The organism is Paraburkholderia sp. D15 (genome assembly GCF_029910215.1).
In the GTDB taxonomy this organism is placed as follows: Bacteria; Pseudomonadota; Gammaproteobacteria; order Burkholderiales; family Burkholderiaceae; genus Paraburkholderia.
The window spans coordinates 898,318-919,194 of record NZ_CP110396.1; the positions used below are offsets into that span (position 1 = coordinate 898,318).

At 64.1% G+C, this 20,877-nt stretch carries 18 protein-coding genes and 1 pseudogene; 7 read left to right on the forward strand and 12 right to left on the reverse strand.

Going from position 1 to position 20,877, the window contains the following annotated elements:
• Positions 1–31: 31 nt before the first annotated feature.
• Positions 32–223 (reverse strand): annotated as a pseudogene (locus LFL96_RS23795) (hypothetical protein); the annotation flags it as partial.
• Positions 224–333: 110 nt separating this feature from the next.
• The gene (locus LFL96_RS37080) at positions 334–792 is read right to left on the reverse strand and encodes a hypothetical protein (protein ID WP_348638447.1); all 459 of its coding nucleotides are present in this window, start codon (positions 790–792) and stop codon (positions 334–336) included.
• Between the two features lie 147 nt (positions 793–939).
• Between LFL96_RS37080 and LFL96_RS23805 the strand changes: the two genes are divergently transcribed.
• The 4 genes from LFL96_RS23805 to LFL96_RS23820 all read left to right on the forward strand — a co-directional run bounded on the left by LFL96_RS23805 (position 940) and on the right by LFL96_RS23820 (position 4,509).
• Positions 940–1,137 carry a heavy-metal-associated domain-containing protein gene (locus LFL96_RS23805; protein WP_281003157.1) on the forward strand — a complete coding sequence of 66 codons (198 nt, stop codon included), beginning with the start codon at positions 940–942 and terminating at the stop codon, positions 1,135–1,137.
• A 42-nt stretch (positions 1,138–1,179) separates the two neighbouring features.
• On the forward strand, positions 1,180–1,608 hold the full coding sequence (locus LFL96_RS23810) for a DUF305 domain-containing protein (RefSeq protein WP_281003846.1): 429 nt from the start codon (positions 1,180–1,182) through the stop codon (positions 1,606–1,608).
• A gap of 235 nt (positions 1,609–1,843) precedes the next feature.
• On the forward strand, positions 1,844–3,286 hold the full coding sequence (locus LFL96_RS23815; RefSeq protein ID WP_281003158.1) for a UbiA family prenyltransferase: 1,443 nt from the start codon (positions 1,844–1,846) through the stop codon (positions 3,284–3,286).
• Positions 3,287–3,297: 11 nt separating this feature from the next.
• Entirely contained in the window at positions 3,298–4,509 is a 1,212-nt protein-coding gene (locus LFL96_RS23820) for a hypothetical protein (protein ID WP_281003159.1), read from the forward strand.
• 36 nt (positions 4,510–4,545) lie between these two features.
• Here LFL96_RS23820 and LFL96_RS23825 read toward each other — a convergent pair whose 3' ends face one another.
• Entirely contained in the window at positions 4,546–5,355 is an 810-nt protein-coding gene (locus LFL96_RS23825; RefSeq protein WP_281003160.1) for an SDR family oxidoreductase, read from the reverse strand.
• 199 nt (positions 5,356–5,554) lie between these two features.
• Here LFL96_RS23825 and LFL96_RS23830 point away from each other — a divergent pair, with 199 nt between their 5' ends.
• On the forward strand, positions 5,555–6,502 hold the full coding sequence (locus LFL96_RS23830) for a GlxA family transcriptional regulator (RefSeq protein ID WP_281003161.1): 948 nt from the start codon (positions 5,555–5,557) through the stop codon (positions 6,500–6,502).
• A gap of 45 nt (positions 6,503–6,547) precedes the next feature.
• Here the strand turns inward: LFL96_RS23830 and LFL96_RS23835 are convergent, their stop codons facing one another.
• Both LFL96_RS23835 and LFL96_RS23840 read right to left on the reverse strand, forming a co-directional pair.
• Positions 6,548–6,943, reverse strand: coding sequence for a tautomerase (locus LFL96_RS23835; protein ID WP_281003162.1), 396 nt, complete (start codon positions 6,941–6,943; stop codon positions 6,548–6,550).
• Between the two features lie 117 nt (positions 6,944–7,060).
• The gene (locus LFL96_RS23840) at positions 7,061–7,669 is read right to left on the reverse strand and encodes a MarR family winged helix-turn-helix transcriptional regulator (RefSeq protein WP_281003163.1); all 609 of its coding nucleotides are present in this window, start codon (positions 7,667–7,669) and stop codon (positions 7,061–7,063) included.
• 81 nt (positions 7,670–7,750) lie between these two features.
• Between LFL96_RS23840 and LFL96_RS23845 the strand changes: the two genes are divergently transcribed.
• The gene (locus LFL96_RS23845; protein ID WP_348638440.1) at positions 7,751–8,593 is read left to right on the forward strand and encodes an SDR family oxidoreductase; all 843 of its coding nucleotides are present in this window, start codon (positions 7,751–7,753) and stop codon (positions 8,591–8,593) included.
• 33 nt (positions 8,594–8,626) lie between these two features.
• Here LFL96_RS23845 and LFL96_RS23850 read toward each other — a convergent pair whose 3' ends face one another.
• From LFL96_RS23850 to LFL96_RS23870, 5 genes are all read right to left on the reverse strand, one after another.
• Positions 8,627–10,246, reverse strand: a complete 1,620-nt coding sequence (locus tag LFL96_RS23850) for a tetratricopeptide repeat-containing glycosyltransferase family protein (protein WP_281003164.1) — start codon at positions 10,244–10,246, stop codon at positions 8,627–8,629.
• A gap of 71 nt (positions 10,247–10,317) precedes the next feature.
• On the reverse strand, positions 10,318–13,113 hold the full coding sequence (locus LFL96_RS23855; protein WP_281003165.1) for a DNA-binding protein: 2,796 nt from the start codon (positions 13,111–13,113) through the stop codon (positions 10,318–10,320).
• 177 nt (positions 13,114–13,290) lie between these two features.
• Entirely contained in the window at positions 13,291–16,398 is a 3,108-nt protein-coding gene (locus LFL96_RS23860) for an EAL domain-containing protein (protein WP_281003166.1), read from the reverse strand.
• Positions 16,395–17,189 (reverse strand): transporter substrate-binding domain-containing protein, encoded by a 795-nt coding sequence (locus LFL96_RS23865; protein ID WP_281003167.1) that lies wholly within the window; start codon positions 17,187–17,189, stop codon positions 16,395–16,397. The genes LFL96_RS23860 and LFL96_RS23865 overlap by 4 nt, the downstream gene beginning before the upstream one ends.
• Positions 17,186–17,479: a hypothetical protein gene (locus LFL96_RS23870; protein WP_281003168.1), complete on the reverse strand. Its 294-nt coding sequence runs from the start codon at positions 17,477–17,479 to the stop codon at positions 17,186–17,188. Before LFL96_RS23870 ends, LFL96_RS23865 begins: the two co-directional genes overlap by 4 nt.
• On the opposite strand from LFL96_RS23870, the gene LFL96_RS23875 reads away from it, so the two are divergent.
• Positions 17,478–18,119: an MAPEG family protein gene (locus LFL96_RS23875; RefSeq protein WP_281003169.1), complete on the forward strand. Its 642-nt coding sequence runs from the start codon at positions 17,478–17,480 to the stop codon at positions 18,117–18,119. The genes LFL96_RS23870 and LFL96_RS23875 overlap by 2 nt on opposite strands.
• Before the next feature lie 49 nt (positions 18,120–18,168).
• Here the strand turns inward: LFL96_RS23875 and LFL96_RS23880 are convergent, their stop codons facing one another.
• Both LFL96_RS23880 and LFL96_RS23885 read right to left on the reverse strand, forming a co-directional pair.
• Positions 18,169–19,665, reverse strand: coding sequence for a methyl-accepting chemotaxis protein (locus tag LFL96_RS23880; RefSeq protein ID WP_281003170.1), 1,497 nt, complete (start codon positions 19,663–19,665; stop codon positions 18,169–18,171).
• 233 nt (positions 19,666–19,898) lie between these two features.
• Entirely contained in the window at positions 19,899–20,810 is a 912-nt protein-coding gene (locus tag LFL96_RS23885; protein ID WP_281003171.1) for a LysR family transcriptional regulator, read from the reverse strand.
• Positions 20,811–20,877: the final 67 nt, after the last annotated feature.

Consider the following 20,877-nt stretch of genomic DNA (forward strand, 5'->3'; position numbering starts at 1 on the left):
CGTGAGTGGAATCGTGAGTGGCGTGAGTCGCGCGATCAAGCGCGGGCCATGACGCCGCCGGCTCGCGATACGGCACGTAGTCCGCGAATGAGGATGGCGCGCTGAGCACCGGCACCGGCGCGGCGGCGTCTGCCGGGTCGGCCATGGCTTGAGGGGTATTGGCGTGCACGAGCGCCGGCAAACCTGCCGTCGCGCCGAGCAGCGCCGCAATGAACGGTCGCATGAATTGTCTCGTCGTGTGCAGCCACGGCGGCCAGCGTCCAGCCGGCCGTCGAGGCGACAGGAAACCCCGCCGAATCACGGGGAACCGCGCGGCACCAGGCCGCGCATGCGCTACACGAGCGAGATTCTGGGAGGCCGTTCGATGCCGCCGGTCAGAAACGACGCGACGCGAACAGCAGGAGGCAGGGGAACAGAGAACCGGACGGGATCGAACGATGCGGACGTCACCGCGGCATTCGGCAACGCGCCGCCGAAACAGCACGCGGCGCAAGCCGGGCATGCGTGAGCATGATGCGCGCCCCCGGAAGCACCATGATCCGACGATTGGGCACTCACGACGCGATGAGCTTGCGCGGCCATCATCGCGGCATGATCGTGATGCCCGGTCGTGCCGGCCATCTGCGTGACGGCCGCCCTATGCGCCAGGTTCCCGACGAGCTCACGATGCGCAACACCTTCATGACCGATGGACTGCGCGTTATCGCATGCCATGGAGACGGCCGCGAACGATTGAACCGGAAGGCTCAATACGAGCAGCACGACAATGAAGAGTTTGCGCCAGTAAGACATGGGCACGGAGTCTAGCACGCCGATAAATCCGTTAGCCCGGCTACGTCATAGTCGACGCAAAGCGAAAAAGATCGCCGTATTAGCGCTTGACCTTACTGCGGTGGTAAGGTCCACGATTAAAGCCCGGCTACTCATTGGAGGCAAAAAATGGAATTCGAAATTCCCGATATGTCGTGCGGCGGATGCGCCAATGCCATTACGCGTGCCGTCATGCAATTCGACCCGGCGGCAAAAATCGCGATCGACGTGCCCGTTAAAATCGTTAACGTCACGTCGACCCAACCGCCGCACAAGATCATCGAAGCGATCGAAGCGGCGGGGTTTCATCCCCAGCAACGCGGTTAAACCGAACCACGCCCCTCCACTCAACGGACACTCACCATGAAAATGAAAAATCAACGCGTCTTTCGTGCGCTCTGTCTGTCCGGCGGCCTCGCGCTCGCCGTCGCCATGGCGCCCGCGCACGCGCAGCAGAGCGGCACGATGCCGGGCATGCCTGGCATGCGCATGCCGTCCGCGACGCCCGCGTCCGCCGCCGATGCCAACGCCAGCACCGGCGACTCGACGCAAGCGTTCAAGGCCGCCGACGACAAGATGATGCAAGGCATGAGCGCGCCCGCCTATACCGGCAACGCCGACCGCGACTTCGTCGCGCACATGATTCCCCATCACCAGGGCGCGGTGGAAATGGCTCAGGTCGAATTGAAATACGGCAAAGATCCGGAATTGAAGCGCCTGGCGCGCAACATCATCAAGGCGCAGCGCGATGAAATCGCTTTCATGCAACGCTGGCAGGCGAAACACAACGCCCAGTAATTCGCGGATTTTAAAATCCGCCGCCCGCGATCTCATGCCGTACTAACCGCGCACTAAGCGCGCACTTTTCACGCACTTATCACGCACCAGTCGCGTACTAATCAAATACCCGCCCTCAAGCGCTCCTTTTTTTGTAACTTTACGTTACAATTCGCCGTTTTTTGGGCGATACCGGGGATGCGAGACGCAAAAAACCTCGCCCAGCAATAACAATGCAGGTGCCTCGGGGGGCGGAGTGCGGGCGAGTAAAGAACTATTGCCGTTGGTGGTCGATCTGGATGGAACGCTCACGCTGACCGACACGCTGGCCGAATCGGTCGTTCAGATCGTCAAGAGAAATCCGCTCAATCTGGTCAGGTTGCCGGTATGGCTACTGGGTGGCCGTGCATCGTTCAAGCGCGCGATCGCCTCGCGCACCCATCCGCTTGCGGCGTCGCTGCCGTATCGCCAGTCGCTGGTCGACTATCTGACGGCCGAGAAAAGCCGCGGGCGCCGTATCGTGCTCGCCACCGCCGCGCACCGTAGCGTCGCGGAGAACGTGGCCACGCACCTCGAACTCTTCGACGACGTGCTCGCCACCGACGGCAGCGACAATCTCAAAGGCAGCGCGAAACTCGCGCAGATCCAGCAGCGCATTGGCCGGGACTTCGTGTACGCCGGCGACAGTTCCGCCGATCTGCCGATCTGGCAGGCGTCGCAAGGCGCGGTGCTGGCCGGCGTGTCGTCGGACGTGGCCGCGTCGGTTCGCAGCGCGGTGCCGGTGGAACGCGAGTTCGCCAACGCCGACGCGGGCCTCGCGATCTGGATCAAGGCGCTGCGCGTGCATCAATGGCTGAAGAACCTGCTGCTGTTCGTGCCGCTCTTCACCGCGTTTTCGTTCTTCGATACCGACAAACTCACGACCTTGATGCTCGCGTTCGTCGCGATGTCGCTGGGCGCGTCGGGCACGTACATCCTCAACGACCTGTGGGATCTCGCCAACGACCGCCAGCATCCACGCAAATGCACGCGGCCTTTCGCGAGCGGCGCGCTGTCCATCGCCAACGGACTCGGCTGCTCGGCGATGCTGCTCGTGAGTTCGCTCGCGCTCGGCTTGATCGCCTCGCCCGGCTTCGCGGCCATGCTCGCGCTGTATCTGGTGATGACCAGCGCGTATAGCTGGACCCTGAAAAAGAAACCGCTGATCGACGTGATCGTCTTGTCGCTGCTCTACACGCTGCGGATTTTCGCGGGTTCGGTGGCGGTGGACATTCCGGTCAGCAAGTGGCTGCTCGCCTTTTCGCTGCTGACCTTCCTGAGCCTCGCGCTCGTCAAGCGCTGCGCCGAACTCGTGTCGATGCGCCAGAGCGGCGCGCAGCCCCCCGCGGGCCGCGATTACCGCGTCGCCGATCTCGAAGTGCTGTGGCCGCTCGGCATCGGCGCGGCATTGTCGGCGGTGGTGGTGTTCGGCCTGTTCATCAATTCCGCCGACACCGTCGCGCGTTACGGTGAAGCGAGTCTGCTCTGGCTCGTCGCGATCGGCTTCATCTATCTGCTCGGGCGTCTCTGGCTCGCCACCGTGCGCGGCGAAATGGACGACGATCCCGTGGTGTTCGTCATGGAGGACCGGGGCAGCCGCATCACGATGCTGTCGATGGTCGCCATCGTGCTGCTCGCTCACTTCACGCATTTCCCGTAATCCGATTCGCCATGACCTCAACCCGTCACCGCCGGCTGCTCGGCTTTTGCCGCTTCTCGATCGTCTTCGTGCTGTTGCTGGTGTGCTGCGGCAACATCACCAATAGCGTGCTGCTGAAATGGGGCTTTCGCGACGATCAGCGCAACGCCGACTACGTCCACACCTTCGCGCTGGTCGGCATGATGGAGGGCGCGGCGCCCAAGCCATACGTGTACCGCTCGTCGATGCCGAAGGCCACTAAATGGCTGGCCGATCAGTTCAGCCCGGCGCTCTCGCAGAAGCTCTTCAAGTCGATCAAGCGTTACGACTCGCTGCATCACGCGTATTTCGCCGGCGTGCCGGATCAGTACTGGACGGCCGAGGTCGCACTCGCCTATCACGCGATGTATTTCGCGGTGATGCTGGCGATGATCTTCACGCTGCTGATCGTCTACCGCCTCGCGCGCATGCATGGTTTCGCATTCAGTCACGCGCTCGGCTTCATGGTCGCGTTCAGTCTGTTCTATCCGCTGACCTTCCAGAAGGGCGGCTACTACTACGACTTCTTCGAGATCCTGGGCGCATTCGCGGTCGTGTACTGCTACATGAAACGCTCGATGCTGCTCGCCACGCTGCTCGTCGCGCTGTTCTCGCTCAACAAGGAAACCTTCTTCCTGGTGCCGCTCGCGCTGTTCTTCCTGCATGAACGCGACGTCGCGCCCGGCAAGCGCTTCGCGTGGCTCGCGGTGCAGATCGGCATCTGCATGGTGACGCGTCATTTCATCATGAGCGGGTATGAAGCGAACTCGGGCGGCTTCGTGGAAATCCACGGCGTAGAGAACCTGCTGTTCTGGATCAACCCGCTTTCGTATGTCAGCTTCTATAACGTGGTGGCCAAGGGCGTGTTCACGCCGAGCCTGCAAAATCCGTTGATCGCCGTGCCGCTGCTGGTGTTCTTCCTTCACGCGTGGCGGCGTTCGCCTTCGCTGTACAAACGCTACTTCCTCGCGGCCGCGTTGCCGATCGCGGCGCTCTGCGCATGCTTCGGTTTCGAGGACGAAGCGCGCGACGCCGCGCTCGTGTTTCCGTCGCTCGTGCTGATCGCCTTGCACGGCGCGCGGCGGTTTGGCGACATTTTCAACGGCGAGCTCAACGACAAGTTCGACAACGACTTAAACAACGAGAAGCGCGGCGCCACATCGGCGAACAACGCGTCCGAACCGGCGGTGCTGGAAAAAGCCTGAGTCCGGATCGCGTTGGTTCGGCCGCTCAACGGTGAATTAGCGGCCCGTTTCCGTTTCCCGCAGATAGCGCGGCGCCGGCTTAGCATTCGAGAATTTCGGCGCAAGCGCGCGCCGGTCCGCTTCCCACTGCGTCCAGCCGGCGCCGTCGTGCAGCGTCGGAATCGTCACGAGTTCGCCCTGATCGAGTCCGGCGAGTGCGGCGTCCACCAGATCGTCGGCCGTCATCGTGCTGGCCGCTTCCTTCTGCTTCGCGTAGCCGGCGACATCCCAGAACTCCGTGGCGGTCGCGGCAGGCAGCACCGTCTGCACGCGCACGCCCTTGTCCGCCAGATCCCGCTGAAGCGCGTGGCCAAAACTCAGCACGTAGGATTTCGACGCACTGTAGACGCCGTTCAGCGCTTCGACCGCGATAGCGACCGCCGAGCTGATGTTGACGATCGTGCCCGCGCCCCGGCTCACGAAAGCCGGCGCCACCGCATACGTCAGACGCGTCAACGCCGTGATGTTCAGGTCGATCATCGATTCCATCGCGTCGACGTCGCCGTTGAGCACCGACGCCACCGATCCGACGCCCGCGTTGTTCACCAGCATCGTGATGCGCGGGTCGTCGCGAAGGATGTTCTCGATGCGCGCGAGCGCGGTCTTGTCGTTGAGATCGGCGACCACCGTTTCGACCGAGCGGCCGCTTTCCTCTTTGAGGCGGCTGGCAAGGGCGTTCAGCCGGGCCGGGTTACGCGCGACGAGAATGAGGTCGTAGCCGCGTTTCGCCAGACGGTCAGCATAGATAGCGCCAATGCCTGCCGATGCGCCGGTGATCAGCGCGGTACCTTTCGTCGAAGTCGTCATGATGTCGTGTCCTTTGCGTGGAGCGAACCGACCGGATGTCAGTTCATGGACTGAATTCTGGCCGTGGTTGCCCGCATCCTCAATGTCATAGATGCAATGATTTAGGACATGAAAAATGGTCCATGGCCGGAAACAGGGCGGGCCATCGCGTCTTATTTATACTATCTTCAATGAATCAGGACATCGCCACCCGGACATCATGCATACCGTCGGACTTGTCGTTTACCCCAACTTCCAGTCGCTCGCGCTCGCCGTGGCGAGCGTGTTCGAGTACGCGAACCTGCAATGCGAAGCGCCGTTCTACCGGTTCAGCATCGTGTCGGAACAGGGCGGACCCATCACGTCGTCGCAGGGGTTTTCGGTGTTCAGCGAGCCGCTTGCCGAAACGGGCTACGACACGCTGATCGTCGCCGGCGACAACGAGTGCCAGTTACCGTCGGCGGCGCTGCTCGATTACGTCCGCCATGCGCCGCAGCATTCGCGCCGGGTCGCGTCGATCTGCACGGGCGCCTTCGTGCTGGCCGCCGCGGGTCTGCTGGAGGGAAAGCGCGCGACCACCCACTGGTATCACGCGCGCGATCTCAAGGCGCGGTACCCGGCCATACAGCTTGAAGAAGACCGGATTTTCGTCGTAGACGGACAGATCTGGACGTCGGCCGGCATGAGCGCGGGCGTGGATCTCGCGCTCGCGATCGTCGAAAGCGATCTCGGGATGGACGCGGCGCGCACGGTCGCGCGCAAGCTCGTGCTCTATCAGCGGCGCGGCGGGGGCCAGTCGCAGTTCTCGGCGCTGCTGGAATTGAATGCGCGATCGGATCGCGTCCAGTTGGCCTTGACCTTTGCGAGCGAGAATCTGGCGAGCGATCTGTCCGTCGAGCGGCTTGCCGAGGCGGCTCGTCTCAGTCCGCGGCAATTCAGCCGCGTGTTCCGCGAGGAGACCGGGCAGTCGCCGGCGAAGGCGGTCGAACGGCTGCGTGTCGAAGCCGCTCGCCTGATGATGGAGACGACCCGTCACCCGATCGAGATCATCGCGCGCGATACGGGCTTCGGCGACCGCGAACGGATGCGTCAAGCGTTCCTGCGCGCCTTCGGTCAGCCGCCGCAAACCATCCAGCGGGCGGCGGGCGCGATGCAGGTCGCGCTGTAGCGGAACAGCGCCCTACTGCGGCCGTATTGCCGCCCTATTGCCGCCCTATTGCTCGTCGGGCGTCCATTCCGGGCTATAGCCGCCCAGCGCCGGGTGATACATTTCGTCGCCGGAATGCTGGGTGAATTCGACGTTGAGCCGGTCTTCGCGCAGGCCGAGAATGTCGATGCAATGCGCGCACAGCGCCTTGGCCACCTCCATGCGCAGCTCGGGCGGCCGCCCTTTTCTGACGTCCAGCATCATGACGGCGACCGGCACCGGTTCCTCGCCGGCTTCGGCGATACGCCACACGCCGCCCTCGCCCAATTCCCGAATCGCGACGCTGATACGCCTGATGTCCACCGACATCATCCGCGCGTAGGTCTCGCTCATCTTTAGCGCCAGGCGGCGCTTGTCTTCCACGCGATAGTGGTCGTTCACATCCAGTTGCAGATAGGGCATGGTCGTCGCGCCTCCTCGAAAACCCGATTCTTGCACCGGACATCGCGCTTTCCCAAGGTCGGATGTGCAAGCTTTCCGGACAGGCGGGCGGCAACCGTCCCACGGCGCGGCTTGTGTTCAGGTCCCCTCGGAATCGTCCGTTCTGGCGCTTTCATAAGCCGCCAGGAATTCATCCGACGCGACCCGATCCGCGAGCGCCCGCAGGGCCGCGGCCGACTCCCGGCCGAGTACCCGTTCGACACGCTCGTTCACTTCCGTCCAGTGGATGAAGGCGCGACGCACCCGTGTCGTGCCTACGCGTGTCAGCGCGGCACGCTTGACCCGACCGTCCAGTTCGTCGGGCTGGAGTTCGACGAGACGGTCCCGGATCAGCGGCCTCAGCGCGTGAGTGACCGCGGACATCTGAATGGCCAGTTTGGTCGCGAGGTCTTGCAGCGTAGGCGGCACGCCCTCACCGTCCGCCGTGAGCCGCTCGATCTCCGCCAGCAGGGAAATTTGCGTCGCCTTCAGGCCAACGGCATCGAACGCCTCGTCGTAAAGCGTGCCGAGGCGCCGGGCTGCCAGTCTCAGCGCGGTATTGGTGCAGGCCAGCTCGTCGAGCAGGTCTCTCTCTTCGGTTCGCGCCTTGCTCCGGCCGCGGCCCGTCTTCGTTTCGTCAGAATTTTTTCCCATGACCGAATAATGATTGAGTACTGCACTATTGACAAGTACCCGGAGACCGGACATATACTTGAGCCCTCATCTAAATTACTTGAGCCCTCATGTTTAATCGTCAGGGAAATACACAGGCAATCTTTCCGGGCGGCCTTGCAGACGTACCGGCCGGCCACTAACGCAGGAACCGCCCAAGGATCTCAATCATCCAGACAGCGGGACAACCAACTTACTTCAGGAATACCCATGAAACTCGATGGAAAAATCGCGATTGTGACGGGCGCAAACTCCGGCATCGGATTGGCGACCGCCCGAACCTTTATCGAGCAAGGCGCGGCGCGCGTCTACATCACCGGCCGTAGAAAAGCGGAGCTCGATGAAGCGGCCAGATCACTGGGCGACCGCGCCGTGCCCGTGGTCGCCGACGTGACGAGCCCCGCGGATATGCAGCGTCTCCATGATTTCGTCAAGAACGACACCGGGTACGTCGATATCGTGTTCGCGAATGCGGGATACGCGGCGCCCGCGCCCCTCGGCGGCCTGAGCGAGGAGCACGTCGACGGTCTGCTCGACACCAACGTCAAGGGCGTGATCTGGACCGTTCAGACGACGCTGCCGCTCATGCGGCCGGGCGGCTCCATCATCCTTAGCGCGTCGATCGTCGGGAGCAAGGGGTTCGAAAACTGGAGCGTATATAGCGCGACGAAAGCGGCCGTTCGCTCGTTCGCGCGAACCTGGGCGGCGGATCTGAAAGGCCGGAATATCCGCGTCAACGCCGTAAGCCCCGGTGTCATCGTGACACCCGGTCATGACAAAACGGGCGCGACCCAGCAACAGGTAAGCGGCTTCTTTGATTTCGCCGCGAGCGTGACCCCGCTCGGGCGTACCGGGCGCGATGTCGAAGTCGCCAACGTCGTGGCGTTTCTCGCATCCGATGCCAGCAGCTTCGTGTCGGGCAGCGAGTTCTTCGTCGACGGTGGCATCGCGCAGATCTGAACGGCGCCGCGGGTCTAGCGTACTGCTGGTGCGCTAGGCCCGCGGAAATCGTTCAAGGCAAGCTTGCCGTACCCGTTCGATCGATGCGGACCATCGTCCACCCAACGGTTGCCGGAACAGGCGGATCGTTCCCGGATACCACGGCGAGTCGCTGCGTTCGTGCATCCAGCGCCAGTCCACCGCCTGCTCCGGCAGCATCACCCAACACGGAATGCCGAGCGATGCGGCCAGATGCGCGGTGACCGTATCCACGCAGATCACAAGATCGAGTTGCGCGATGATCGCGGCGCTGTCGGCGAGATCCGCGATATCCGAACCGAGATGCAGCAAGGGTTGATCGACCGGCGGCGTCTGCGCTTCGTCCTCGCCGTCGCCCTTTTGCAGGCTGATGAAATTCACACCCGGCACGCGCCACAGCGGCGCGAGTTGCGTCAGCGCGCCCAGCGACCGGTTCGCATCGTTCCGATGCAATGCGTTGCCTTTCCAGACGAGGCCGATTCTGCGACCCGCCGGCAGCGCGGCGAGACGTTCGCGCCAGCGGTCGACGAGCGCCGGATCGAGCGTGAAGCGAGCGGGCGGCGGAATCGTATCGACCGTCGTGCGCAAATGGAACGGCGCGCTCAACGGGCTCGTCCAGTAGTCGTAGTTCGATGCGGCGGCCCAGCCCGCTTCGTGCGTGAGCACGGCATCCACGCCCTCGACCGAAGCGAACAATCGATGCAGCGATGCCGAGCAGACGAAGGCAACGCGCGCCGCGCCCTGCGCTTTCAACATCGGCAGATAGCGGCCGAAATGAATCGCGTCGCCGAGGCCGCCCTCCTGCCAGACCATCAGCGTCTTTCCCGCCAGCGGTTCGCCCTGCCAGCGCGGCCGGCCGACGACTTTTTGCGTCTTCTGCTGAATGGAACCGGGCTCGGCGTGCCGCTCGTCGTGCAACCGCCAGCCTTCGTCGAACCGGCCCATGCTCAATAGCAACGTGGCCAGCGCGAAACTCGCCATGTAATAGTCGCCGCTGATCGCGAGCGCCTGCCGGTACGCCGCTTCGGCGTCGGACAGTTGGCCGAGCTCCTTGAGGATATTGCCGAGGTTGCTGTAGCCCATCACGAAGTCGGGACGCAGCCCGATCGGCCGGCGATAGGCGTCGGCCGCTTCGCGCCAGCGGCCCAACGGTCGCAGCACGGTGCCGAGGTTGTAGTGGAATTCGAGGCGCTCGGGTGAGAGACGCGAGGCCTCGGCGTAGGCCGCTTCGGCTTGCGCCATGCGCCCTTGATCCTGGAGCAGCGAGCCGAGCTGGTTGTGAACGTCCGCGAGTTCGGGGCGGACGTCGAGTAGTTGCCGTAACAACGCTTCCACGTCGGACAGACGGCCGAGCCCTTTGAGCAAGGTGACGAGGTTCAGATACGCGTCGGCGAAGTGGGGATTCGTGTCGATCGCGCGGCGCCAGTACGACTCGGCATCGGCAAGTTGACCGAGGCCGAGCGCACTGACCGCCGCGAGTTGCAAGGCCTCCGCTAGCTCGTTGGGCGGCAGCGGCGGCGTCTGGTCGAGCAAAGGCCGGATCTTGTCCAGCGCCTCGGTGAATCTGGCGGACGGGTCCGGTTGCGTCAGCGGTTGTATTAGCGCTTGCGCTTGCGCTTGCGCTTGCGCTTGCATTCGCTGCTCGCGATCGCCGCCGGCGAAAGACCCATCCGTTATTGCAGGCACCATGAATAACGCGCCGACGCTCAGCGCTCGATCTTCGACATGACCGCCGTCGATGGATCGTAGCGATAGCCCTTCTGCGCCAGTTGCTGGGCCATCGTCGCGCCGATCAATTTCTGCTGCACGTCCCGCGAAATCAACTCGTGATCCGGCTTCAACCGCTCCAGCTCCGATGAAAGGCGGCGCACCAGCACGACTTCGCCCGTGCTGCGCGCATCGACGAACATGATCCGTTCGCTGGCGAGACCCAGGCGCTGCTTGAGTTCCTTCGCATGCGCGACCCATTGCTCGGCGTTCGAACGCAATTCGTCGAAGGCTTTCGTGTGCGCTTTGGCCTGCGCGGACATTTGCCGCTGCAATGCGGCGATTTCCTCGGCGCTGTCGTCGTCTTCCTTGACGTCGGGTTGCGGGTGGCGGCGCGCGTGTTTTTTCGCGGACTCGGGCCGCTCGGCGAGTTGCTTCTGCAAGTGCGTTGCGTGTTGTTCAGCGGCATCCGCGCGAGCCTTCGCGGCGCTCGCTTCCTGTTCGAGACGCGTGAGTTCGTCGCGTGCGGCGGTCGCGGCCGCGCTCAACCCGCCGATCTGTTCGCGCGCCGCATCGAGCTCCTGACTGACGCGGCGCACCTCGTCGACCCGCGCCGACGCTTCGTCCTGCTGCGTGGCCGCGGTTTGACGTTCGGTCGCCAACGCGTTGCGCGCTTCGTCGAGTTCGGCTTCCAGCGTCGCGATCCGCGCGAGCGTTTCCTTCGCCTCCGTCTGCGCGGCTTGTGCCCGCGTGGCCGCCGCGTCGGCTTCCTGCGACCAGCGCTGCGCTTCTTCCGCCGCTTCTTTCACCTTCGCCTGATGGGTTTGATCCAACGCCGCGATCTGCTGCAGCGCGTGATCGCGTTCCTGCAGAACGCGGATCATCTCCGCGTCCTTGGTCGACACGAGTTCGGCCAGGGTGTCGCGCGCCGCGCGTTCCTCTTCGAGACTCGCATGGGTGGTGTCGAGTCTGGCGCTCGCGGCGGACGCCTCGCGCATCAGTTCCTCGCTACGAGCTTCGGCCGCGCTCAATGCAGCGCTTTGTTCCGACGTATGCCGTTCCAGTTCCTCGACACGTGTCTGCGCCGCCGTCAATGCCTCTGTTTGACTGGACGCCTGCCGCTCCAACTCATCGACCCGCGTCTCAGCCGCCGTCAATGCCGCGCTCTGCCCGGACCCGTGCTGCTCCAGTTCCTCGATACGCGCCTCGGCGGTCTGCGCGCGCGCAATGGCCGCGCTTGCATCCTGCGACCAGCGTTGCGCCTCGTCCGCCTTCGCCTCGCGCGCCCGGTCCAGCGATGCGACTTCCTGCTGCGCGTAATCGCGTTCCTGCGCGATGCGCGCGATCTCCGCGTCCTTGCCCGCGACCACCTCGACCAACGCTTCGCGCGCCTGACGCTCTTCGTCGAGACTCGTCTTCGTCGCTTCGAGCTTGAAGTCTTCCTCCGACGCCCGCTGCACGAGTTCTTCGATGCGCGCCTCGGCAGCCTGCGCACGCGAGGTCGCGGCCGCGGCGTCCATCGACCAGCGCTGCGCCTCTTCCGATTTCGCTTCGAGGTTGTCGTTCAGCGTCGCGCCCTGCTGTTTCGCCTGCTCGAACTCCGACGTGATACGCGCGATCTCGGCATCTCTCGCGGCGATACTTTCCGTCAGCCTCGCGTGCGTGTCGCGCGCTTGCGCGAGCGTCGCTTCGCTCGCCGCCAACGCGGCGGACTGCTCCGCCACGCGGCGCTCCAGTTCCTCGATGCGTGCCTCGGCGATTTGCGCGCGCGACGCCGCCGCGCTCGCCTCGTTCGACCAGCGCTCCGCTTCCGCCGACTTCGCCTGATGCGCGTCGTTCAACACGGCCATCTGCTGCCGCGCGTGTTCGTGTTCCTGGGTGACGCGTGCGATCTCGGCGTCCTTGTTCGACACGACCTCGACCAGCCCTTCGCGCGCCTGACGTTCCTCGTCGAGGCTCGTGCGTGTGGCGTCGTGCTGCGCGGCTTCCTCGACCGCGCGCTGCTCCAGTTCCTCGACGCGCGCCTCGGCGTCCTGAGCCCGCGACGTCGCCGCGCCCGCTTTCTGCGACCAGTGCCCGGCCTCTTCCGATTTCGCGTCGCAGGCTTCGCTCAGCGCGGTAGCCTGCTGCCGTGCGTGATCGCGCTCCTCGGTGACGCGCGCGATCTCGTCGTCCTTGCCCAGCACGGTGACCGCAAGCGCCTCGCGCGCATGGCGTTCTTCGTCCAGCGCCGTTCTGGCGGATTCGAGCTGGGCCTGATCCGCCGACGTGCGCAACTCCAGTTCCTCGACGCGCGTCTCGGCCACTTCCGCGCGGCCGGTCGCATCGGCGAGTTCCGCGCCGAGATTGTGGGCGTTGAGTTCCGCCGCGTTCAGCGCGCTCGTCTGCGCGGCGAACCGTTCACGGGCCGCCTCCATTTCGTCGAGGGTCTTCTGATATTCGGCGAATGCCTCGTCGCGCTCCGCGAAGGCGGCATCGAGATGCTGGCCGACCGCGATCATGCGCTCCTGGAACGCATGTTCGGCCTGATCGCGCGACGCGACCCAGATGCGATCCGCGGCGTTCATGATGGTTTCGGCCATGCCCGACGGCAAGCCGGCCTGCACCTGCATCTCCGGCGTGCGCGGTTGCCTGACGTCGCGCCAGCGTTGCAAAGCCTCGACGACCTCGACGAGCGACCCGCTTTCGAGTTCTTTCCAGATGGCCACGGGCGAAACGCGCTTGCCTTCGTCGACCATGCGATCGGCGATGGCGGCAACCCGTTCATCGGTGATGGTGTCTGCGTCCCTGGACATACGTGCCTCTAATTCAATGTGGCCGGGCGAAATGTAAAGTCTCCCATACGTTGCCGTGTCCCGCCATATGTTCGGCGAAAGGGAAATGACAGATTGTGGCGGCTGTGCGAGTCACGGCGGCGACAGCGGCGGCTCCGGCAGCCGCTCCGCCGTGCATTGCGCCGCTCACTCCGCCGCTCACTCCGTCACGCAGGACCGCGCCTCGAGCCGCCGCAACACGGCTTCGAATTCCTCCGCCGGCAGCGGACGGCAGAAGTAATAACCCTGGTACGCATGGCAGCCGGCCGTCGCCAGAAAATCCCGCTGCGCCTCGGTTTCCACGCCTTCGGCGATCACGCCGAGCCCCAGGCTGTGCGCGAGCGCGACGATGGTTCGGGCAATCACCGCGTCGTTGGGATCGACGAGCACGTCGCGCACGAACGAGCGGTCGATCTTCAGCTGGTCCAACGGCAGGCGCTTCAGATACGACAGCGACGAATAGCCGATGCCGAAATCGTCGAGCGAAAACACCACGCCGGTGGCCTTGAGCGCAGTCATCTTCTCGATGATGTCCTGCACGTTGTCCACCAGCACGCTCTCGGTCAACTCCAGCTTCAGGCGCTCGGGTCGCGCGCCGGTCCGCTCGATGATCGCCAGTACCTTGTCGACGAAGTCCGGCTCGCGGAACTGCTGCGCGCTGACGTTGACCGCGACGGTCAGATGCGCCATCTCCGGATGCGCGGCCCAGCGCGCCAGTTGCACGCATGCCGCCTCCAGCACCCAGCTGCCGAGCGCGAGAATCAGCCCGGACTCCTCGGCCACCGGAATAAAATCGGCCGGCATCACGATGCCGCGTTGCGGATGCCGCCAGCGCACCAGCGCCTCGACACCAGTGATCCGCGAGGCGTCGATCTGCGCCTCATAGTGCAGCAGGAACTGATTCTCTTCAATGGCGGTGCGCAAGCCCGCATCCAGCGCCGCGCGCGCCATGACCACGGTCTGCATCTCCGGATCGAACAGCCGCACGGCATTGCGCCCGCGTTCCTTCGACTTGTACATCGCGAGGTCGGCCTGCTTCAGCAACTCGTCGATCGATGCCTGATGCCCCTGGAACACCGTCGCGCCGACACTCGCGGTACTGCGGTACTCGACCTCGCCGAGTTGATACGGGTCGCCCAGCATCGCGAGAATCTTCTCGCCGAGCGCTTCGGTTTCCTTGGCGGCCTGGCACGGGTCCGCGTGCAGATTGCTCAGCACCATCACGAATTCGTCGCCGCCCACCCGCGCCACCGTGTCGGTCGCACGCACGCTCACCGCGAGACGGTGCGCGACCTGCTGCAGCAGCAGATCGCCCTTGTCGTGACCCAAGGTATCGTTCAGCGTCTTGAAGTGATCCAGATCGATGAACAGCAACGCGCCGCACGCATCGCTGCGGGCGCTCGCGGTCATCGCCTGCTTCAGCCGTTCGAGCAGCAACGTGCGGTTCGGCAGACGCGTGAGCGCGTCGTAGAACGCCAGTTCCTTGATGCGCTCCTCGGCGATCTTGCGCTCGGTGATGTCGTGGTGCGTGCAGACGTAGTGACTGACGATGCCGTTCTCGCCCATCACCGCGGAAATGGTCAGCCACTTCGGATAGACCTCGCCGTTCTTGCGGCGGTCCCAGATCTCGCCCTGCCAGCCGCCGGAACGATGAATCGATTCCCACATCTTGCGGTAGAACGCCGCGTCGTGACGGTCCGAGCGCAACACCTGCGGCGTCTTGCCGACGATTTCGGCGGCGCTGTAGCCGGTGCATTCGGTGAAGGCCGAATTCACGCGCAGGATCCGGGCGCCGAAGTCGGTGATCATCATCGGTTCCATCGAATCGAACGCGACGGCGGCGATCCGCAGTTCCGCTTCCGCCTGCTTGCGTTCGGTGATGTCCCGGCCGCTGGTGCGAACGCCGATGCAATCGCCGTGCGAATCGCTGATCGGCACCCAGGACACCGACAGCCAGACCAGCGTGCCATCCTTGCGCACGCAACGAAACTCGAGATCGTCGCCACGATAGCCGCGCAATCCGCGCTGAAGTTCCGGCATGACGCGCGGCAGATCCGCCGGATGAATCACGGTGCCGGCAAAGTCCGGCATGGCCATGCATTCGTCGACGCTAAAGCCGATGTACTTCGCCACCGACGAATTGATCCAGCGCGGCTTGCTGTCCGTGCCCCACCAGACCTCCCAGTTCACCGTGCAGTCGGCGATCGCGCGGAACTTCTCCTCGTTCTCGCGCAGCTCGCGCGTCATCGACGAAGCGAGCCGCAACGCACGGCCGTGGCCGGTCATCATGAGCCAGGTGAGCAGCGCCAGCAGCAGGCTCAGGCCCGTGCCGGTCGCGGCGATCTGCAACGCCGCGTTGCGGCCGAAGCGGGCCTTGAAGTCGTCGTGGGCGGTCATCGACAGGGTCCAGTCGTGGCCGCCGACGACCAGATACTCGTTGGCCGTGATGTCCGTGGGCAGATGCGTCGCCGCATCGGGTGTTCTGTGCAACAGCGCCGCTGACGACGGCTCGACGCCGTCGTAGATCGCGAGCGACAGACCCGGCGGCTGCTCGCCATACAGACTCGCGACGACGTCGTGCATGCGGAACGACGCGTAGACCCAGCCAAGCAGATTCGCGCGGCGCTGCGCGACCGTCTCCTGCGACTGCCCGCGCGCGTACACCGGCAGGTACATGATGAAACCGGGCCGCGCGTTCGGCCCCGTATCCACCACCAGATTGACCTTGCCGGACACGGTCGCCATGCCGGAGTCGCGCGCCTGTTCCATCGCGCGCCGCCGCACCGGATCGGCCCACGCATCGAAACCCGGCGGCACGCGGTTCAAGCCGACCGACGGCGCGCGCTGGATCACCGGCGCGTAGTTATCGCGTGAACCTTCGGGCAGGATCGTGTAGTCGCGCAGCCCTTGCCGGTGCATTTCGTCGATGTGGTCGCTGCGGCTCGCCGCCGGCACCCACGCGACGAGGCCGATGGCCTGGATGCCGGAGAAGTTCGAGTCGAGATTCAGCGTGTCGACGTAGTCGCGAAAGTGGCCGCGATCCAGTTCGCCCTCGGCGGCGAACAGGCTCTGCACGCCACGCAACAGCAATTCGTAGGTGCCCATGCGCTGCTCGATACGGCTCACCGCGTCGCCCAGCGTGAAATTGAATTGCGTGAGCAGTTCGTGACGCGCGGCCTCGCGCTCGTGGTCCCACAGCACCCACGTCACGCTCAACGCCGCCGACAACACCAGCAGCGGCAGCAGGGCAATCCGCGCCCAACTCACGGCGGCGTCGGGAAATCGACCATCGCATCGGCGAGGTCGGGTTTGAAGTACTTCTGGAACAGACGCCGCACCGTGCCGTCCGCACGCATCTGATCGACCAGCGCACGCCATTTTTCCCGCTGCTCGGGCGGCAGCGCCTTCTTCGACATGATCAGGCCGTGCGGCACCGAGGGGTCGTCGAAGGCCACGATCGTGGTGACGTCGCGGATTTTCTTCTCGTCGATTGCAGGGTAATCGAAAGGCTCGATGATCATGCCTTGAATGCGCCGCAGGATCAGCGCCTGATACAGCGGATCGAGACCGCCGGCCTGGCTCACGCGGTTCTGCGCGGCCAGCGAGTCGACGAGGCGGTTGGCGGATTCGCTGTAGCGGAAGCTGCGGATCACGCCGAGCTGGAACTGCCGGTTGCGTTCGAAGTCGGCCGGTTTCTGGATGCCCGCGTCCTTGCGGACCAGCAGATAGTATTTGTCGCTGAAGTACCAGGCGAAGTCCGCGTACTGGTTACGCTCGTCGTTGGCGATGCCCGAGAGGCTGAAGTCGAGCGCGCCGGATTCGATCAGCTTCCAGATCCTGGCCCGCGACATCAGGCTCACGCGGATATGGCAGCCGCTGCGGCGCGTCAGCTCCTCGGCGAAATCCTTGTCGATGCCGCTGTCGGTATCCACCGAATAGAGCAGGCCGTGGTCGTGTAGCGCGAGCGTAAAGGTACGCGTGCAGTCCGGGCCCGCGGCAAAAGCGCCGTGCAAGCAGCACAGCGCTAACAGCAGGCCGCCCAGGCCTTGTCGAATCACAGTGTCTCCATCGTGCGGAAGTGGCTTGATAACGCGTTCGAACCGGGACTCGCTTCACGTAGTATCGGCAACGCGTTACCGTTCTTGAGCAGCGGTCGTATTTTGGCAGGGAACTTTATTGGTTTGTATTGTTTGCGGTGGATTTTTGTGCGGAAGAGGACATCGCGGGCCTGATTCAGGGGGGTGTTCAAGCCGATGCGGGCCGATGCGGGCACGTGCAGGCTTATCCGGCTTTGTCCGCTTTGTCCGTATTTCCACCGCCGTCCGCCAACGCCAGGAGAAACACCCATGACCGGCCCCGCGCTTCCCGCATCCGACTTTCGCCGTCAACGCCGCGCCGGCATCGCCGGTATCGCCGTCGCCTCGCTGCTCGCCGTCGTGCTCTGGCTCGGCATCGAGCGCGGCATGGCCCCGTTGCCGGGCATGGACAGCCTCGGCGCACGCATGCTCGTCACACTCAAATGCTTTTGCGTCGCCGTGCTGTTCAGTGTCGTGACCGGCGTCGAGGCGGTCGCGCACGAGCGGCTGACCTCGCCTGCCTTCGACCCGCTGGCGGGCTTCGAAACTCGCAGATTGCGAATCAACCAGCGCTACCTGCAGAACACGGTCGAGCAGATCATCGTCTTCGCCGCGGCGCTGTTCGGCCTGGCCGCGTACTGTGCCGACGGTTCGTCGATGCGCGCGGTGGTCGCGACGACAGTCGTCTGGATCGTGGCGCGCGCCGCATTCTGGCTCGGCTATCAACGCAGCGCCGCGTTACGCGGTCTCGGCGCACCCGGCATGGCGCTGAGCATGATCGTGCTGCTGTACGTGGCGAGCCGTTTCGGTGATGAACTCGCGGGGACGGCCGGCGCGATTGCGCCGCTCGCGCTGTTTTTCGCCATCGAGGCGGTGTTGTTCGTGGGGACGCGGCCGCAGAAAACCGGATGACGCCTGTGAAAGGCAGCGTCATGTCGATCGGCGCGCGCCCCGCTTGCGTCTATAGCCGGAACACCGTCACCGCCGCGTGCAGTTTCGCGGCCTGATCGTCCAGCGATTGCGCGGCCGCGGCCGCCTGCTCGACGAGCGCCGCGTTCTGCTGCGTCACCTCGTCCATCTGCGTGACGGCCTGGCCGACCTGATCGATGCCCTTGCTCTGCTCGTCCGACGCCGCGGCGATCTCGCCCATGATGTCGGTCACGCGCGTCACGGCGGCGATGATGTCGCGCATCGTCGTGCCGGCCTGTCCCACCAGATCCGTCCCGACGTTCACGTGCGTGGCCGATGCGTTGATCAGATCCTTGATCTCCTTCGCGGCCGATGCCGAACGCTGCGCGAGCGTGCGCACCTCGCCGGCCACGACGGCAAACCCGCGGCCCTGCTCGCCGGCGCGCGCCGCTTCGACCGCGGCATTCAGCGCGAGAATATTGGTCTGAAACGCAATCCCGTCGATGATGCCAATGATGTCGGCGATCTTCGACGAACTCGCGCTGATCTCGCTCATCGTCTCCACGACGTTCGTGACGACCTCGCTGCCGTGCCCCGCGATGTCGGACGCGTTCGCCGCGAGGCCGCTCGCCTGGCGCGCGTTTTCCGCGTTCTGCCGCACGGTGCCGGTCAACTGCTCCATGCTGGCCGCGGTTTCCTGCAACGACGCCGCCTGCTCTTCCGTGCGCGACGACAGATCGGTATTGCCCGACGCGATTTCCTTCGACGCCGTGCTCACCGACGTCACCGACTCCCGCACTTCCGTCATCACCGCCTGGATACGGTCCATCAACTGATTGAACGCGGTGGCGGTCTGGCCGATTTCATCCTTGCTGTAGGCCGGCGCGCGCAAGGTCATATCGAGCGACTGGCTCGCCTGCTGCAACGTGCCCTGAATGCCGGACAACGCCGTCTGGATCGAACGCGACAGCACCATGATCCAGCCGACCACCAGCGCGAGCACCGCCAGCATGACCGCGATCACCGTGCGCACCGCCGTCGCGCTCGTGCGGGTCGCGGCTTCGTTGCGCTGTTCCGCCTGACTGTTGGCCTCTTCGATAATCTGTTCGATCGACGCCTGCAGCGGCTGGAATTCCGCGTGATAGAGCGCGGTGACCTGCTCGTTCGCCGCCTTCGAATCGTGCGCCGCGAGGTCGATCAATTGCCGCGACTTGCGATCGTACGAATTCCATGCGGCCACCACCTTGCTGAAACGGTCCTGCTGTTCGGACGAATCGAATAACGGCAGAATGACGCTCGACCACTTCGCGACATTTCCTTCGGCATCCGAAAATACTTTCTTCGTATCGTCGGTGGTGGGATCGAGTTCGATGGTCGATAACGCACTGCCCTTGATATCCGCCAGACCGCGCGCCTGCTTTTCCAACCGGTGCGAGGCAGCCTGCGCGCCGTTGACCGAACTGAATCCGATCGATGTCACGACCGTGCCGAATCCAATGGCAAGCAGCGTGACCAGCATGAGCAAGCGGAGCTTCAATTTAATTGTCATAAGAATCGTCCCCCAAGTCCGAATATCTAAAACATGCTTTCGGCATAAATAGTGGGAAACTTGAGCCAAAGCGCCCTATGCAAACCCTTGGCCGGCGCCGGCTTTATGACGGCACATTACCAATCGAATTAACAAGCTCCATTGACGGCACAATTGAAAGCCTTACAACTTCTCGCGATTTAAATAACAAAAAGACACTTGTCATGTGCGCAGCGCTTTTCGAGAGCATCACATCACTGCCGCGCTTCGAGTTGCGGCCGGATCAAGGCCTCGAACCATTCGATAAACGCATTCAGGCGCCGCGATCGCTGGCGCCGGTGCGGATATAACAACGACACCGGCATGGCCGCCGCGCGAAAGTCCGGCATCACCTCGACGAGTTCGCCGCGGTCGAGTAGATGCTGCACGTCGAAGCGCGGAATCTGGATCAAGCCGACACCCGACAGACAGCACGCGATATAACTCTCGGCGTTATTGACCACCACTTGCGACGCGACAGGCACGCTGTGGAGTTCACTGTCGGCAGCGAATTCCCACGGTTGTTCACGCGCGGTCGTCGGCGATGCATAGCCGACCATCTCGTGCCCTTGCGCAAGATCGTCCGGCCGGCTCGGCCTGCCTTTGGCGCGCAGATAATCCGGACTCGCGCAATTGATCACCGCGAAATGGCCCAATGGATGCACGACCAGACTGCTGTCGTGCAAGTGCCCGACTCTCACGACGCAATCCACCCCTTCATGCACGAGATCGATTGCACGATCGGTCGACCCGAGTCCCAATTGCAAACGCGGATAGCGCCGCAAAAACGTGGGCAGCGCGGGGGCAATCAGGCGCCGCGCGATCCGGCTGGGCACATCCACGGTCAGACGGCCCGACACTTCCTTCTGGCGAGTCTGAAACAGCGAGAAGATATCTTCGACATCGCCGAGCAGCGGACGGACGCGATCGATCAGTTGTATTCCATCGGCGGTGAGTTGCACGCGCCGCGTCGTGCGGTGCAGAAGACGCGTCGCAAGGCTCGATTCGAGTTCCTGCACCGCAGCCGACACCGACGCACGCGGTAAATCCAAGGCATGGGCTGCCTTGATGAAACTGCCCATATCCGCGACCTGAACGAAAATGCGCAACTGGTCGAGCTTGTCCATCGGTCGATCCTTTTAATCCTCGGCGGGCGTCGCGGCCGCTGGTCGGCTACGATGCCCGCGTGACGGT